This window comes from Paraburkholderia sp. OAS925 (genome assembly GCF_040543975.1).
Taxonomy (GTDB): Bacteria; Pseudomonadota; Gammaproteobacteria; order Burkholderiales; family Burkholderiaceae; genus Paraburkholderia; species Paraburkholderia graminis.
The window spans coordinates 141,294-156,535 of the sequence record NZ_JBEUNO010000001.1 but is presented as its reverse complement, the minus strand read 5'-3'; the positions used below and the strand labels follow the sequence as shown (position 1 = coordinate 156,535).

Here is a 15,242-nt window from a genome sequence, read left to right as displayed (position 1 = left end):
TGCTGTCGCGCGATCTGCCGCGCCGCACGTTTTCGGTCCACCACGTCGATCACGTCAATCCCTTCGATGCACGGAGCCGCGCATGACCGGTCTTCTCATCGAACTGGCCATCATGCTGGTCGTCATCCTCGTGGCGGCCGAGCTTTTCACCAACGCGCTCGAACATCTCGGCGAGCGGCTTAAGATATCCGAAGGCGTGACCGGCTCGTTGTTCGCTGCAGTCGGCACCGCGTTGCCCGAGACGCTCGTGCCGCTGATAGCGATTGTCGGCGGGACGAGCGATCGTGCCGTCAACGAGGAAATCGGCGTGGGCGCGATTCTCGGCGCACCGCTGATGCTGTCCACGCTGTCTACCTTTCTGATGACGCTCGCCGTGCTGCGCTCGCGCGGCGTCGGCGGACGCGTCGCGCCGGAGCGTTCGGGCTTCACTCGCGATCTCAACTATTTCCTCTTTGCGTTCCTGCTGGCCGCCGCGGCCATGTATGTGCCGCATGAGCAGCGCATCGTGCGCGCGTTGTTCAGCGTCGCGCTCGTCGGCGTGTATGTCGCGTATGTCGTGGCGACTTTCCGCGCGTCGAACGATCTCGTCGATGCAGGCCACGGCACCGAAGCGCCCGGCAAGATGATGCTCGCGCGCCTCGGCGTGCCGACCAACCTAGCGACCATCGCCGTCCAACTGCTGATCGCGGTTGGGTTGCTCGTGTGGGGCGCGGAGGGTTTCATCCACGGCGTGCGGGGCGTGTCCGCGGTGGTCGGCGTGTCGCCGCTGCTGCTGTCGCTGCTGATCATTCCGATCGCTACGGAGTTGCCGGAGAAGGTCAACAGCATCCTGTGGATTCGCCGCGGCAAGGACACTCTGGCGTTCGGCAACATCACGGGCGCGATGGTGTTCCAGGGCACCTTGTTGCCGGCTATCGGCATTCTGCTGACGCCGTGGACGCCGCGCATCGAGGTGGTGACGGGCATCGTCATCACGCTGGTCGCGGCGGGCTGGCTGCGGCTCAACGCGCGCGAGCACGGCGCGCCCGTGTGGGCGCTGCTGGTCTGCGGCGCGCTGTACGCCGCTTATCTGGCGATCACGCTAAGCCGTTAGGCGTTCGAGCCACGTCGCCGGCGAATCACAAGCCGCGGCGATGCTCCCGCCCAATACATCGATCTAACGGCTTTTCTCTCGCCAACTCCCGGAATCGCGCGATGCGGGACGACGGCATAATTTCACAAACCATTGCGACATGGGTCTCGACAAGCGCCGCCGACGAAATCACCGTTGCGCGGCGCATTATTCGCGCATGTTGTCGATGCATCAAGCGGCAGGGAACCAGTCGAGCAAGTCCGCGGAGGCGGGTATGAGCCACATTGTCATCGTCGGATCGGGCGGCCATGCAAAAGTCGTCATCGATATTGTCGAGCAGGAAGGAAAGCACAGCATTGCCGGGTTAATCGACGCATACCGCAACGTGGGTGAACGGACGCTCGACTATCCGGTGCTAGGCGGCGAAGCCGATCTTCCCCGTCTCGTGGCTGAACACGATCTGCAAGGCACCATCATCGCAATCGGCGACAACGTCGTCCGCTCGAAAGTGGCGGCGAAGGTCGGAGCGCTTTGCCCCCAACTGCAGTTCATGAATGCCATTCATCCGCGGGCAACGATTGGTCGCGGCACAACGGTCGGGGCGGGCAGTGTGGTGATGGCTGGAGCGGTCGTTAATCCCGACTGCCGCGTAGGCCAGTTCTGTATTCTGAACACGAACTCGTCGCTGGATCACGACTCTGTGATGGACGAGTTTTCGAGCCTGGCGCCCGGAGCGATAACGGGTGGCAACTGCCGGATCGGTGCGTATTCCGCCATTAGCATCGGCGCAGTGCTTCGCCACGGCATCAACGTCGGAGAGCACAGCATCGTTGGCGCGGGAGCCACCGTTTTGAGGGACGTCGAGCCCTATTCGGTCGTCTACGGCAGTCCCGCCAGGAAGGTGCGCGACAGGGTTGCCGGGGCCCGCTATCTGTGAATGCAGGCCGCACCACGTTCACCCTGTCTACAACTTGCCCGGCAGTTCCATGCGGCAATAAAGTCATCGTGCACTAAACCTCAACACGCACTGGATTTATATGAACGTTGTTACGTCGGATGACAGCATCGGCGTCGTGCCGACTCATCCTCTATCGAAGCATTTCATTGTGATCGGCTACCGGGACGGGGCGTTCTCGACCATCCCTAACAAGTTCTTCAGGAACTGGCTGGATGAAGAGGCCTCCGACGGAGTGTTTCATATCGGCCGATGCAGTGTTCTCGGCGTGGGTTCGGTCGCCAGATACGACGGCCATGCGCAGAAGCTGGTGATTGGAAAGAACGTCGCAGGCGGTATGGGGCTCAAGTTCATTCTGAACGCCCAGCATGAAACGAAGACCATATCGACGACCATGTTCAGCATCTACGGCAACGGTCTCACCAATGCAATGATGCCGCAATACGCTGACACCGTTATTCATAACGATGTGTGGATCGGCGACGAGGCTGTATTCCTGGGCGGCAGCGTCATCGAAAGTGGATGCGTTATCGGTGCGCGCTCGCTGATACCGCCGAACTTCCGCAGCGAACCGTATGGTATCTATGCGGGCTCGCCGGCGCGGCTGGTGCGTTTCCGTTTTTCGGAAAAAGTACGGGAGCGCTTGCTGGAGCTGGCATGGTGGGACATGTCGCTGCAGTGGATCAAAGACAATAACGACGCGTTCGTTGTCGATCTCACGGCGGACGAGGGTCGTGCGCTCGAAGTACTCGGTGAACTTCAGCGGGCGAAAGCCGCCGAACTGGCGACTGTGGCTGAACAGTCTCAGCAGACCTTGTAATTACTAGCGGGCTTCTTTCCTGACACAAACAAAGAGCACTCGACGCGTGTCACGCGTCGAGTGCTTTTTTGTATCTGAAGTTCGCAAGAGAGCGTGCTGCTATTAATACGTCTTGATGATATCGACGATCCGTTCCACGTTCGCAGTGGAAAGACCGGGGTAAATCGGCAGACACAGCACTTTCCTCGCCGCATCGGCTGCGACCGGAAGGTTGGCGGGGTTGGCGCTGACGAGACCGCGATACATGGGGAAATCCGAGATCAGCGGATAAAAATAGCGGCGCACGATGATCTTGTGCTGACGCAATCTCTCGAACAACGCGTCGCGACTGCACGGAAAATCGTCTTCGACGAGAATCGGGAAGTAAGCGCGATTCGCAATGGGGCTGTCGCAGGCCGGCAGGCAACGGATGCCTGGCACATCGGAAAGCAGCGCGCAGTACTGGGAAGCGATATCGCGTCGACTGGCTAATGCTTCATCGATATTCTTCAATTGCAGAAGGCCGAACGCGGCATTGACTTCGCTCATCTTGCCGTTAATGCCGGGCGCGACCACCGTCGTCTCATCGACGAAGCCGAAGTTCTTCAGGTGGTTGACCCGCTGTTTGGTCTTTGCATCCGGGCAAATGATCGCGCCGCCTTCGAATGTGTTGAAGATCTTCGTCGCGTGAAAACTCAGAACGGAGAGATCGCCGTGGCGAAGAACGCTGCCGCCGCCCGTGCGCACACCAAATGCGTGAGCCGCGTCGTAGATGACCTTGAGGTTGTAGTTGTCGGCGATCTTCTGAATGGCTTCGGTGTCGCAAGGATAACCATAGCAATGCACCGGCAGGATCGCCGTAGTCTGCGGCGTGATGGCGGCCTCGATCTTTCGCGGATCCATATTCAGCGTGTGCGGATCGACGTCGACGAAAACGGGCTTGATGCCGTTCCAGAGCAGCGAATGCGCGGTTGCCACGAAAGAATAGGGCGTTGTGATCACCTCGCCCGTAATGCGCAGCGCCTGCAATGCAGTAACGAGACCTAGCGTGCCGTTCGAAAACAGCGCAAGGTGGTCGACGCCGAGATACTCCTCGAGCGCCGCCTCGAGCCGTTGGTGAAACGGGCCGCCGTTAGTCAGCACCTTGCTGTCCCAGATCTCGCGAAGATACGGAATGAAGTCGTCAAGCGGCGACAGATAAGGTTGCGTGACAAAGATGGTTTCTTCTGTCAGCGCCGAAACAGCTTCAGCAGGCAGGCTTGCGTTCATGATTGGGTTCTTCGCTAGTAGGTGCAGCGCGCGGCTCGCTAGATCACCGCGTCCGTCGAAAGCGCAGCGGGCGACGGGGACCAGTCAGCCGGCAAGGTCGCTTCGAAGGCGGTAGGCGTTTGGTCCGCGCACCAACGCTTCCACATGGTGCGCAGCGCAATCGACAGACCCGCCGCGACCTTCTCCGGCTGGAATGGAACGGAGTTCAGGCAGCGCTCGCGCATGCCGATTCGAAGTTCGTTGAGCGCGTCCAGATCGCGAGTCAACTCGAGACTCTTGCGGACAAATTCTTCCTTGTCGCGCACGATGAACTGTTCGAGTCCAACGTGCTCGAGCCAGCAGGCGCCTCCGCGGCTCGGCATCGATATGCCGGGCATCGTGATCGTTGGGACACCCATCCATAGCGCGTTGAGCGTCGTGGTCGAGCCCGTGTAGGGGAACGTATCGAGGCAGAGGTCGACCTGGTGGTGCTGCTGCATGTAAAGAGGCAGCGACCCGCGCGGGCAAAACGTCAGCCGGTCCGCGGTGATGCCTTCGGCGGCGAACCATTCCAGATATGTCGGCTCGTCCAGCTTGCTTGAGATCGCGCCAATCACCATTCGCGAGGACGGTTCGGCGCGCAGAATGACGCTCCAGAGTGCGATAACTTCCTGACTCAGCTTGTTCAGCCGGTTGAAGCTGCCGTACGTGACATAGCCTTTATGAAGTGCGGGCAACGCATTCACGGGCGGGCAGTTCGGCGGCGGCATGAACGGAGCGATCGCGGGCAGCAGCGCCAGTTTTTCGACGAACTGATCCTCGAATTGCGCGGGAGGGGTGATGAACCGATCCGACAGGTAGTAATCGAATGCGGTCATTCCGGTGGTGGCTGGATAGCCGATCCACGACGCCTGAATAGGCGCGGGCTTGTGTGCGAGCGCAATGATTCGCGAATGCGCCGTATGCCCCGAAAGATCGATGACAATATCGATGCCGTCATCGGCAATCTTCCTGCTCAGCGCCGCATCGCTAAGATCGGCCACCGCGTGCCACGAGTCGGCGTATGCGCGAAGCTTCTCGGTAAGGTGGTCATTCACCCCAAAGGTGTAATAGAAGTGAAGCGATAGCTCGGGGTCATGGGTCAAATGCTGCACGACAGGCAGAAGATAGTAAGCCGCCGCATGATTGCAAAAGTCGCCGGAAACGAAAGCGATGCGCAGCTTGCGCTCGGGATCACGTCGATTGGTGTAACGGCGGCTCGCAACGATGGCGGGAACGTCGTGCATTTCCCCGAATACCCTGTGTTCCTTAAGGAACGCGGCCTTGCCGATCGTATTGCTGTGCGTCAGGCAGAACAGCAAATTCGTGCGTGCGTTGCTATTGGCCGGCTCGATTTCAAGCGCGGTGCGCAGCGCGGCTTCGGCTTCCGCGATAGCGCCGATGCCGAGATACACGTTGCCCAGCGAACTGTGTACAGAAGCCGAGCGCGGTGCAAGCTGTGCGGCTCGCATGCATGACGCAATCGCCTCGGCGCGCCGTCCAAGCGCGACCAGCGTGACGCCGAGAATCCGATGTGCCTCTGCGTGATCCGGCGCAATGGCGATAAGTTGCCGTGCGTGCCGTTCGGCTTCGTCCAGCGCGCCGGTGTGGCGCGATGTATCGGCGAGCAGTAACCGGCAAATCATGTCAGTGGGATCCAGCTCCACGCCTTTGCGCGACGCTTCGAGTACTTCGCGGAATTGATTGTTCTTGTGAAGCGAAATGGAGAGCGCACGCCAACTCTGGATGTCTTTCGGGTAGCGAGCGGTCAGCTTGCGAGCGAGCTTGATGGCTTCCGGGAAATTGCCCTTGTGCACCAGCGCGTTGTGCTTTTGAATTTCCGCGGCCGATGCTGCACGATGCTGAGCCGCGCTCAACGGTACGCGCGCGATTTTTGCCGGCTCCTCGGCCGCTTCGCCGATGACCAGATTCACGTCTTGCACAGCGTCCGGATGCGCATTGACTTTGATTTCCATCCGCTTTTCCGGCTGCGCCAACTGATGAATCAGGCTATTCATCGCGGGGCCTTGAACGCCCTGCTGTTGTGCCAGCTCCACCGCGGTCCATGCGGCTGCTAACTGATTGCTTTCGAACAGCGCATTGATATAGGCGACCCAATACTGTCCGTTGGACGGTCTCACGCCTAGCGCGACTTCGAAGTGCGGAACGGCTTCGGCGGCGCGGTTCGTCTGGACCTTGATCACGCCGAGGTTGTAGTTCGCGTCCGGATGCTCCGGCATGGCCTCGAGAATGGCTTCGAACAGCGCGCGCGCGTCGTCGATCTCACCCTTGTGATATTGCTCGATGGCGCTCTGCATGACGAGAGCGATGTCCTGAGCGCGCTGCTGTTCAGGAGTGAGAGGCTGGGACGTCGGGAACTGGAATTGGATGGACATGATGCTCGCACGAGGAAGCTGTACGTTGGATTATCAAGTCCGAATTCGCGCCGTGAAGGGTGGAAGTGACGGCAAAATGGCCACCAATTCACCTGATTACGAAGCACAAAAAGAAACGCCCGCGCAAGGCGGGCGAGGGTGCAACGAGCGCAGCTTTACTCCGGTGCGCAGTTGTTGTTGGTTATACGGTTAAGGCGTCTTTGCGCCGCTTATCGGCTTACAGCAACGCCGTTTTCTGATACTTGTCGACGGCGCTCGCGCGGCGCATCGCGGCCGTGAATTCGGCCTGCAATTCCACTTGCGTGGTTTGCGCGTTGGCGTAAAGCGCTGCGTCGCGCGCGACGATCGAACGGATCACGTCGAGCGAGCCTTGCACCTGCTGCGCGTCAAGCGACATGATCAGCGGCGAGCGGATTTCGGCGAGCCGCGCGGCTTCGGGCCAGTCGGCCAGCGCGGCCGCTTGCTCGATCTCGCCGGTCAGCGCCAGCACTTTCCCGATCAGGGCAGAGGACTCCATGTGCGTTCTCCGTGACGTTACTTGTTGGTCGCGAGTGCGCCGGCGCTGTTCGTGCCGCCGAACAGTTGCGTCAGGTACTGCGAGTTGTTGTTCATCGTCGCCATCAACGTGTTGAGCGCCGTGAACTGCGCCGAGTATTGGCTCGTCAGCTGCGCAATGTAGTCGTTCAGGCTCGTCTGTTGTGTCTGGATGCTCTTCAGGTCGGAGTTCAGCGCGGTGGTCCGCACGTCGATCATGCCGCCTGTCTTCGTGAAATTGGTGATGCTGGTGCTTAACTGCGCGCCGATGCCGTTGGTCGAATTGAACAGCGAGGCCACCGTCGACGAGTTGTTCTGCAATGCGTTGGTGAGCGCCGCGCTATCCACCTGCAGCGTGCCGTCGGCTTGCAGCGAGATACCGATCGAGCCGAGGCTCTGCGACGTGCCGCCGTTCTTCACGCCGCTCGCGACAATCGACGAAAGCGCGTTCTTGATCGTGTTGAGCGTGGAATCGCCGAGCAACGGACCCTGCGTCGTCGCGCCCTGCGTGTATTGCGCGAGCGTGCCCATGGTCGTCACGACCGTGTTGTAGAGCGACACGAAGTTGTTGATCGCGCTGGCCTGCGAGGTGGTGTCCGCGGCAACCGTCAGCGTTTGCGTGGTCGCGGGGGTCGTCACCGCGGCCGACGTCAGGTTCAGCGTCACGCCTGCGATCGCGCTCGTGACCGAGTTGGTCGAGCTCGACGCGGCAATGCCGTTGATCTTGAACTCGGCGTCTTGTGCAGCCGTGCTTTGTGTCCACGCGCTCGCGTTGTTGGCCGACGTGATGGTCGACTGGCCGCCCGTCGTGCTGGCCGTCGACGTCACGCCGAGGCTCGACAGACCGTTGTCGCCGCTCAGGTTGCTGACCGCCACGCTGATCGTATTGGACGCGCCGGTCGTGCTCGACGCGAGCACGAGGTGGGCGCCGTCGGTGCCGTTCACGACAGTCGCCGTAATGCCCGGGTTGCCGGTCGCGCTGTTGATTGCGGCGGCGATGCCGGCAACGGTGTTGTTGCTGCTCGTGATCGACACGTCAAACGACTTGCTGCCGAGCGACAGCGACAGCGTGCCCGTACCGAGCGCCTGGCTAGCCGTGAAAGCCGACGACGACAGCGCCTGCGACGCCGCGACCTGCGAGACCGCGACGCTGTAGCTGCCGGCGACCGCGCCCGTAGTGGCAGTCGCGGTGATGCCGGTGCCGCCGCTCAAGGTCGCGGTAAAAGTATTCTGGAGTCCGCCGTTGGACAGCGAAGTGAGGCCCGTTTCCAGCGCGCCAAGCGCGGCCGAAAGCGTGCCGAATGCGGAAATCTGGGTGTTGTCCGAGCTTTGTTGCGCCGTCAACGCGGCAACCTGGCCGGCAGTCTTCGAATTTACGAGAGCCGTGACGAGCGTCGACACGTCCAGCGACGAATTGCCCGTCGCGCCCGTGATGACCGACTGCATGGCCTGCTGCAGGGCTGCATTGTCGGCTGCGACAGTCGCTGATGCCGCGCTCGCCGCCGATGAACTCGTAATCGTTGACATGAAAATGCTCCGTGCGTCCGTTGTGATGCGTAAGGGGCGTAACAGAAATGCTGGATGGAAGGCGAGCCTTCCATCGAAACGCTAAAAACCGGACAACGCGCGGTGAAGCGCGAGGTCCGGTCAAACTTCAGAAGCTATTACTGGAGCAGCTTCAGAACTTGCTGCGGCTGCGAGTTGGCTTGCGCCAGAACCGAGATACCAGCTTGTTGCAGCACTTGAGCCTTCGAGAGGTTAGCAGTTTCCTGCGCGAAGTTCGCGTCGGTGATCTGCGATTGTGCCGACGACAGGTCGGTTGCTTCAGCTTGCTGCGACGTTGCAATCGCGCTGAAACGGTTCTGTGCTGCACCGAGACTTGCTTGTAGGTTGCTGACTGCGGTCAAGGCGTTGTCGATTGCGACCATTGCCACATTCGCGCCGCTGACCGTGCTGATGTCCAGCTTCGACACCGACGTGTTCGACGCGTTGACTGCGCCGATCTGTGCCGTTGCGGCGAGGACCGACTTGTCCAGCGCTGCGTTCGTCTGGTCGTATGCAGCCGTGTTCATCGTCAGCGTCGTGACCGGAGCGCCCAGCGTAGCGTTCGTCTGTGCGCCTGCCGAGAAAATCGTGCTAGCGGCTGCCGAGCTGATCGCCGAACCGTTCTGGTCGGTGAAGCTGAAGCCACCATGACCGTCCGACAGCACGTTGATCGACGTGATGATGTTCGCGCTCGGCGTCGACGTTGCTGCTGCGCCCGTCGCTGCGTCGATGTTCAGGTTGCTGATCGTGCCAGCCAGTTGGCCGGTTGCCAGCGAACCGCTGCCGAGGCTAGCGGCCGACATGCTCTTCGACAGGTCGAGGTTGATCGTCTGACCGACGTTCGCGCCAACCTGGAAGCCGACGATACCAGCCGAGCCGTCCAGAATGTTCGTGCCGTTGTACGTCGTTTGCGACGCGATACGGTTCACTTCCTGGATTTGCTGCGCAACTTCCTTCTGCAGCGCTGCCTGGTCCGACGACGACATCGTGCCGGTCGAAGCCTGCACAGCCAGCGTACGGATACGTTGCAGGCTGGAAGTCAGCGAGGACAGCGCGCTCGACGCCGTCTGAATCAGCGACACGCCGTCGTTCGCGTTCGACACGCCCTGGCCCAGACCGTTGATCTGGGTTTGCATACGGGTCGAAATCGCCAGACCTGCTGCATCGTCAGCCGCGCTGTTGATGCGCTTGCCCGACGACAGGCGGGTGATGGCTTGCGACAGGGCGCTTTGCGAGCCGCTGAGGTTTTGCTGTGCAACCAGCGAGTTGATATTGCTATTGATTCCGAGCATGGAAAATCTCCTAAATAAGCCTGAGCCCAATACGCCATATTGGCATCGGCGGAAGCTTCGTTCATTGCTGGCCGCCTCAGTGAAGGTTGACGGCCCTCCTAAAAAAAACTTGAGGAACTTTCTGTAATCGCACACCGATTGGCTCGCCTGATCGGGCGCGCGGGCCGCGCCGGACAAGCGTTTGAGGCCGATCCGCCAGGCGCGCTGCGGGATTTGAAAAGGCGGCGTATCCTCTTTTTCTCTTGCGATAAAGCCGGGAGAAATCATGCAAAAGCGCCGCATTGGACACTCTGAATTGCAAGTCGCGCCGCTTATGTTCGGCGGCAATGTATTCGGCTGGACCGCCGACGAAGCGACTTCGTTTTCGATTCTCGACGCGTTCGTCGACGCCGGGCTGGACTTCATCGACACGGCCGACGTGTATTCCGCGTGGGCGCCCGGCAATCACGGCGGTGAGTCGGAGGCGATCATCGGCAAGTGGTTGCAGCGTAGCGGCAAGCGCGACAGGATCGTGCTCGCGACCAAAGTGTCGAAGCATCCGCAGCGCAAGGGGCTCTCGGCCGCGAACATTCAGGCAGCCGTCGAAGATTCGCTGCGGCGCTTGCAGACCGATTACATCGACGTCTATTTTTCCCACGACGACGACACCGCGACGCCGCTTGCCGAGACGCTCGGCGCGTATCAGCGGCTGATCGAGGCGGGCAAGGTGCGGATGATCGGCGCGTCGAACTACAGCGGCGCGCGTGTCGAAGAAGCGCTGGCGCTTTCCCGTCAGTATGGGCTGCCGGAATATCAGGTGTTGCAGCCGGAGTACAACCTGTACGATCGCGCCGGATATGAGACCGATCTGGAGCCGGTGGCGCTCGCCTATCAGCTCGGCGTGGTCGTGTACTGGAGTCTCGCGAGCGGATTTTTCTCCGGGAAATATCGCTCGAAGGAAGATCTTGCCGACAAGGCGCGCGGAAGCCGCGTCGAGAAGTATCTGAATGAGCGCGGCCTGCGAATCCTCGGTGCGCTCGACCGGGTCGCGGCGCGGCACGCCAGTACGCCGGCCAGCGTCGCGCTGGCGTGGCTGATCGCCCGGCCGAGCGTGACCGCGCCGATTGCGAGCGCGACGTCGCTGCGGCAACTGGAGAGCCTCGTCGCCGCTGTTCATCTGACGCTGACGGGCAGCGACATCCGGGAACTGGACGACGCGAGCGCGTGAACTGCCGCGGCGGCCTGGCGTAATCCCTAAACCCCTGGTACGATGGACAGTTTCCTGATATCATCGGGAGTGAATTGAGATCTTTGCCTGTTTCGTCATCGTCTTTTCGTTGATGGAAGGTTTGGCGAAACGGCAGCAGGCGCGGCTTTGCAATACGTCTGTCCGCGTTCCGCGGTGAGCTCCACACCTCTCTTTTCCGGCCTCCGTGGCCGCTTTGCCTCTCGTTTCATTCGTGGTTTGGCCGGGTTCTTCCCGCGTTTGCCTGTTACTGGCCATGAATCGAAACGACCGGAGGGCCGGCGCGTGAGCGGTTTCCCCGCCACGCAATTAACCCCTATCAAGTGATTGAGTTAGGAATTACATGACGACGATTCTTCTGAAAGAAAACGAGCCGTTCGAAGTGGCGATTCGCCGCTTTCGTCGCGCAATCGAAAAGAACGGCCTGATCGCAGAACTGCGTGAGCGCCAATCGTACGAAAAGCCGACCACGGCACGTAAGCGCAAGAAGGCTGCTGCTGTGAAGCGCCTGCACAAGCGCCTGCGCAGCCAGATGCTGCCGAAGAAGCTGCACTAAGCACGCTTTTTCAGCACGGTCAGAACGGCGGTGTGAGCTTCGAAAGAAGCCACATCGCCGTTTTGCTTTATGGGCGCCAGGTTGCCTCGCGAGTTGGCGCGGGCTGCGGCGCGCGCCTTGTAGCGTTAAGCCGCGTTCTTCAGCATGTGCGCCGACAGACCGAACTGGCGTGCAATCGAATTCAAGCGGTCATCCCATTCCCACGTGCCGAACACATCGTGCACGTTTTGCAGGCAGCTAAGCAGATCGATCGTCTCCTGATCGTACACATTGATGCGCGACCGCAGCAGCGCCTTGCGCAGAGCGGCGATGCCGGCGTCCATGTAAGCGGGCGCCGCGACGGGCGTTTTGCCGATATAGCGCACGGGCACGCCTTCCATGGCCGTCATGTAATCGCGCAGTTTGATGAAGTTGCCGACTGGGCAGCCGCCGCAATAGCCGCGGTAAGCGCCGCCTCCGCGCGGCAGGAGCGCCGCGCGCTTTTGCCCGAAGAGATGGCTGACGGCCTGGTCGAAAATGTCCTGATGGGTGAGGAAGGTAAGAGTTTTCATGATGGTTTCGCTATGCGACGCGGTCGTTACTCGTTATTGAGCGGCTGATTCCAGTATCCCGCTTGCGTTCGCTGGCGAAACCCCGACTAGCATCGCGAAACGTCCTCAATTCGAAGATTCGCGCGAGTCCGAGGAGCGCTTTGCGCCGGCGTTGCGGCGGCGAACGCAGCGGTCACTGCTGCTTGTGACCGCTCATAACCGTATAACGGCCGGCACCGGCGATAAGCACAGCAGGGCTTTACCGGATAGCTGATGCGGACGGGCGTGTGATGATCTCGCAAGGGGACTGTTGCGAGAGGGCCGTCGCAATCAGGCGTGAGGTCCGCCAGCCCCAGCGACCATACGAGTCGCCGATTGAACGCCCCAACCTCAACCGGCCTTACGCGCGCGTCCCTTCTTGCCGAGCGCTGCACACCTGGCGCGGCACATGCAAGTTGCCTCGTGATCGTTGACCATGCCGACCGCCTGCATGAACGCATAGCAGATGGTCGAGCCCACGAACTTGCAGCCGTAGCGTTTTAGCGCCTTGCTGAGCGCATCCGATACTTCTGTCGATGCCGGCGCCTCCTTGTACGATGCCCATTCGTTCTGGATCGGCGTGTTATCGACGAAAGACCAGATGAAGTTGGCGAACGACCCATGCTCCGCCTGAATCTGCTGCACGGCGCGCGCATTCGTGATGGCGGATTCGATCTTGCCGCGATGGCGCACAATGCTTTCGTCCACGACGAGCCTCTCGACCTGCGCCGGCGTGAAGCGCGCAACCTTGTCGATGTCGAAGTCCGCGAATGCCCGCCGGTAGCCGGCCCGCTTGTTGAGAATCGTGGACCACGACAAGCCGGCCTGCGCGCCTTCGAGCACGAGCATTTCGAAGAGATGCTGGTCGTCGCGGGACGGCACGCCCCATTCGGCGTCGTGATAATGTGCGAGCGCTTCGCTCGATACCCAGTTGCATCGCTGTGTCAATTTAGCGCTCCCCGTTGTGATGTCGCTCGCCAGCATAGCCGAACGCCTGAGCGCCGCAAGCTGGCCATTCGGCCAATTGCCGGATCGAAAAGGACCTGCCACGCTATGCCTATTTCGCAAGAAACGCATTTCAATCGATGAACAAAGACCTATTTCTGATCGGCGTCGACGGCGGCGGCACCGGAACACGCGTCGTGCTCGCCGACGCGCAGGGGCGCGAACTGGCGCATGCGGCGAGCGGGCCGTCGGGCTTGGGGCTTGGCGTCGAACGTGCGTGGCTTGCCATTGCGGCCGGCTGCGAGCAGGCATTCGCGAACGCCGGCGTTGCGCTCGGCTGGTCGCGCTGTGTGCTCGGTTGCGGCCTCGCGGGCGTGAACAACCGCGACTGGCTGGCGTCGTTTCTCGCGCAGGCGCCCGCGCTGGCCGGACTCGCCGTCGAAAGCGATGCGTACACGACACTGCTCGGCGCGCACGGGGGCGCCCACGGCGTGATCGTCGCGCTCGGCACGGGCAGCATCGCGGCAGCGGCGGATCATGAGGGCGGCGAATGCCGGATTGTGGGCGGCTACGGTTTTCCGTCGGGTGATGAAGCGAGCGGCGCCTGGCTCGGTGTGCGCGCCATCGTCCATGCGCAGCACGCGCTCGACGGCCGCGGCCCCAACGACGACTTCGCGCAGGCGCTGCTTGCGCACGTCGGCGCGAGCGATCGGGACGCCCTTACCGTGTGGCTTTGCGAGGCGAATCAGACGGCGTACGCGAGTCTCGCGCGGGTCGTGATCGCGCACCGCACGCATCCGTTTGCCGCGCGGCTGCTCGGCGCGGCGGGCGTTGAAATCGGCAAGATGATCGCGGCGCTCGACCCATCGGCGAGATTGCCGATTGCGTTGTGCGGCGGGCTTGGTGCGCCGTTGCGCGAATACGTGCCGCAGGCTTATCAGCCGCGCTTGCGCGAGCCATTGGCGGATTCCGCGCATGGCGGCTTGCGGTTGGCGCAAAGGGAAGCTGGGCGGCTGGCGGGTGAGGGTTGAGGCGGAGCCGAAGCTCGGAGCCGAGCCCTAAAGGCGAACCTTGGAGCCGAACTTTGAGGTGGAACTTGAAGCCGAACCTTGAAGCCCAACCTGCCAGCCGAACACCGAGGCATCGACGGTAAAATACAGCCTCCCAAGCTGCCTGCCATCTCGCCATGTACAAAGTCATCGCCACGGATCTCGACGGCACGCTGCTCAATGCCGATCACCAGGTCGACCCCTTCACGGTCGCCACCGTGCGCAAGCTCGAAAGTGACGGCGTGCAGTTTGTGATCGCCACCGGCCGCCATTTCTGCGATGTCGCGGGCATTCGCGACATTCTCGGCATCAAGCCTTATCTGATCACGTCGAACGGCGCGCGCATCCATGCGCCGGACAACACCGTGATCCACGCCGACGATCTGCCGCCCGCTATCGTGCAACGCCTCGTGCAGCCGGAGATTGTCGGCGCGCACGGTCGCGTGATCGTCAACCTGTTCGCCGATCAGGCGTGGCTGATCGACCGCGACGCGCCCGAGCTGCTCAAGTTTCATCAGGATTCGGGCTTCACCTACGAAGTGGCCGAACTGCTGGCGCACGACGGCGTGGACATCGCCAAGGTGCTTTATATCGGCGACCCGGCGGACCTCGCGCAGGTGGCCGCGAACCTCGCGCGCGAATTCGGCGACGCGCTCTACGTGACGTACTCGCTGCCGGACTGTCTTGAAGTGATGACGTCGAATGTGTCGAAGGGACGCGCGCTGCAGATCGTGCTCGAGCGCGTGGGCGTCGATGCCGCGCACTGCGTGGCTTTCGGCGACAACATGAACGACATCGACCTGCTCGAAACAGCCGGCCATCCGTTCATGATGAACAACGCCAATCCCGACCTGATCACGCGCCTGCCCAACGTGCCGCGCATCGGCAATAACTTCGAAGCGGGCGTCGCGCACCACTTGCGCAAGCTCTTTTCAATCGACGACGAACTGATGGCCTAGCGCCTCGGGCTGCAAACGGCACTGGCCCGCATCTGCTTTCGCGGATGCGGGCCAGTCGG

14 protein-coding genes are annotated in these 15,242 nt (G+C 61.4%); 7 read left to right on the top strand and 7 right to left on the bottom strand.

Going from position 1 to position 15,242, the window contains the following annotated elements; translation table 11 throughout:
* Positions 1-82: 82 nt before the first annotated feature.
* The 3 genes from ABIE53_RS00730 to ABIE53_RS00720 all read left to right on the top strand — a co-directional run bounded on the left by ABIE53_RS00730 (position 83) and on the right by ABIE53_RS00720 (position 2,847).
* Positions 83-1,093 carry a sodium:calcium antiporter gene (locus ABIE53_RS00730; protein WP_114156570.1) on the top strand — a complete coding sequence of 337 codons (1,011 nt, stop codon included), beginning with the start codon at positions 83-85 and terminating at the stop codon, positions 1,091-1,093.
* Between the two features lie 139 nt (positions 1,094-1,232).
* Positions 1,233-2,009 carry an acetyltransferase gene (locus tag ABIE53_RS00725; protein WP_244230946.1) on the top strand — a complete coding sequence of 259 codons (777 nt, stop codon included), beginning with the start codon at positions 1,233-1,235 and terminating at the stop codon, positions 2,007-2,009.
* 100 nt (positions 2,010-2,109) lie between these two features.
* Positions 2,110-2,847: an LbetaH domain-containing protein gene (locus ABIE53_RS00720; protein ID WP_114156569.1), complete on the top strand. Its 738-nt coding sequence runs from the start codon at positions 2,110-2,112 to the stop codon at positions 2,845-2,847.
* Positions 2,848-2,949: 102 nt separating this feature from the next.
* Here ABIE53_RS00720 and ABIE53_RS00715 read toward each other — a convergent pair whose 3' ends face one another.
* From ABIE53_RS00715 to ABIE53_RS00695, 5 genes are all read right to left on the bottom strand, one after another.
* The gene (locus ABIE53_RS00715) at positions 2,950-4,095 is read right to left on the bottom strand and encodes a DegT/DnrJ/EryC1/StrS family aminotransferase (protein ID WP_006050877.1); all 1,146 of its coding nucleotides are present in this window, start codon (positions 4,093-4,095) and stop codon (positions 2,950-2,952) included.
* A gap of 38 nt (positions 4,096-4,133) precedes the next feature.
* A complete protein-coding gene (locus ABIE53_RS00710) occupies positions 4,134-6,509 on the bottom strand; it encodes a tetratricopeptide repeat protein (RefSeq protein WP_114156568.1) in 2,376 nt (791 codons plus the stop codon).
* Between the two features lie 217 nt (positions 6,510-6,726).
* Positions 6,727-7,026 (bottom strand): flagellar protein FliT, encoded by a 300-nt coding sequence (locus ABIE53_RS00705; protein WP_006050879.1) that lies wholly within the window; start codon positions 7,024-7,026, stop codon positions 6,727-6,729.
* Between the two features lie 17 nt (positions 7,027-7,043).
* Positions 7,044-8,570 carry a flagellar filament capping protein FliD gene (gene fliD, locus ABIE53_RS00700; protein WP_114156567.1) on the bottom strand — a complete coding sequence of 509 codons (1,527 nt, stop codon included), beginning with the start codon at positions 8,568-8,570 and terminating at the stop codon, positions 7,044-7,046.
* Positions 8,571-8,707: 137 nt separating this feature from the next.
* Positions 8,708-9,880 (bottom strand): flagellin, encoded by a 1,173-nt coding sequence (locus ABIE53_RS00695; RefSeq protein WP_006050881.1) that lies wholly within the window; start codon positions 9,878-9,880, stop codon positions 8,708-8,710.
* A gap of 265 nt (positions 9,881-10,145) precedes the next feature.
* Here ABIE53_RS00695 and ABIE53_RS00690 point away from each other — a divergent pair, with 265 nt between their 5' ends.
* On the top strand, positions 10,146-11,087 hold the full coding sequence (locus ABIE53_RS00690; protein ID WP_114156566.1) for an aldo/keto reductase: 942 nt from the start codon (positions 10,146-10,148) through the stop codon (positions 11,085-11,087).
* A 361-nt stretch (positions 11,088-11,448) separates the two neighbouring features.
* A complete protein-coding gene (rpsU, locus tag ABIE53_RS00685; protein ID WP_006050883.1) occupies positions 11,449-11,661 on the top strand; it encodes a 30S ribosomal protein S21 in 213 nt (70 codons plus the stop codon).
* 125 nt (positions 11,662-11,786) lie between these two features.
* Here the strand turns inward: rpsU and ABIE53_RS00680 are convergent, their stop codons facing one another.
* Together ABIE53_RS00680 and ABIE53_RS00675 are read right to left on the bottom strand one after the other, a co-directional pair.
* Positions 11,787-12,212 carry a hypothetical protein gene (locus ABIE53_RS00680; protein WP_006050884.1) on the bottom strand — a complete coding sequence of 142 codons (426 nt, stop codon included), beginning with the start codon at positions 12,210-12,212 and terminating at the stop codon, positions 11,787-11,789.
* 369 nt (positions 12,213-12,581) lie between these two features.
* Positions 12,582-13,214 (bottom strand): DNA-3-methyladenine glycosylase I, encoded by a 633-nt coding sequence (locus ABIE53_RS00675; RefSeq protein ID WP_114156565.1) that lies wholly within the window; start codon positions 13,212-13,214, stop codon positions 12,582-12,584.
* Positions 13,215-13,315: 101 nt separating this feature from the next.
* Here ABIE53_RS00675 and ABIE53_RS00670 point away from each other — a divergent pair, with 101 nt between their 5' ends.
* Complete coding sequence (locus tag ABIE53_RS00670) at positions 13,316-14,206, top strand: glucosamine kinase nucleotide-binding domain-containing protein (RefSeq protein WP_114156564.1); 891 nt, start codon at positions 13,316-13,318, stop codon at positions 14,204-14,206.
* A 155-nt stretch (positions 14,207-14,361) separates the two neighbouring features.
* Positions 14,362-15,183, top strand: a complete 822-nt coding sequence (locus tag ABIE53_RS00665; protein ID WP_114156563.1) for a Cof-type HAD-IIB family hydrolase — start codon at positions 14,362-14,364, stop codon at positions 15,181-15,183.
* The last annotated feature ends 59 nt before the right edge of the window (positions 15,184-15,242 follow it).

Coding starts and splice junctions, on each gene's coding strand:
- ABIE53_RS00675 (WP_114156565.1), bottom strand. CDS start 13,214: ATGCTGGCGAGCGACATCACAACGGGGAGCGCTAAATTGACACAGCGA.
- ABIE53_RS00690 (WP_114156566.1), top strand. CDS start 10,146: ATGCAAAAGCGCCGCATTGGACACTCTGAATTGCAAGTCGCGCCGCTT.
- ABIE53_RS00680 (WP_006050884.1), bottom strand. CDS start 12,212: ATGAAAACTCTTACCTTCCTCACCCATCAGGACATTTTCGACCAGGCC.
- ABIE53_RS00665 (WP_114156563.1), top strand. CDS start 14,362: ATGTACAAAGTCATCGCCACGGATCTCGACGGCACGCTGCTCAATGCC.
- fliD (WP_114156567.1), bottom strand. CDS start 8,570: ATGTCAACGATTACGAGTTCATCGGCGGCGAGCGCGGCATCAGCGACT.
- ABIE53_RS00670 (WP_114156564.1), top strand. CDS start 13,316: ATGAACAAAGACCTATTTCTGATCGGCGTCGACGGCGGCGGCACCGGA.
- ABIE53_RS00710 (WP_114156568.1), bottom strand. CDS start 6,509: ATGTCCATCCAATTCCAGTTCCCGACGTCCCAGCCTCTCACTCCTGAA.
- rpsU (WP_006050883.1), top strand. CDS start 11,449: ATGACGACGATTCTTCTGAAAGAAAACGAGCCGTTCGAAGTGGCGATT.
- ABIE53_RS00730 (WP_114156570.1), top strand. CDS start 83: ATGACCGGTCTTCTCATCGAACTGGCCATCATGCTGGTCGTCATCCTC.
- ABIE53_RS00720 (WP_114156569.1), top strand. CDS start 2,110: ATGAACGTTGTTACGTCGGATGACAGCATCGGCGTCGTGCCGACTCAT.
- ABIE53_RS00715 (WP_006050877.1), bottom strand. CDS start 4,095: ATGAACGCAAGCCTGCCTGCTGAAGCTGTTTCGGCGCTGACAGAAGAA.
- ABIE53_RS00705 (WP_006050879.1), bottom strand. CDS start 7,026: ATGGAGTCCTCTGCCCTGATCGGGAAAGTGCTGGCGCTGACCGGCGAG.
- ABIE53_RS00695 (WP_006050881.1), bottom strand. CDS start 9,880: ATGCTCGGAATCAATAGCAATATCAACTCGCTGGTTGCACAGCAAAAC.
- ABIE53_RS00725 (WP_244230946.1), top strand. CDS start 1,233: ATGGGTCTCGACAAGCGCCGCCGACGAAATCACCGTTGCGCGGCGCAT.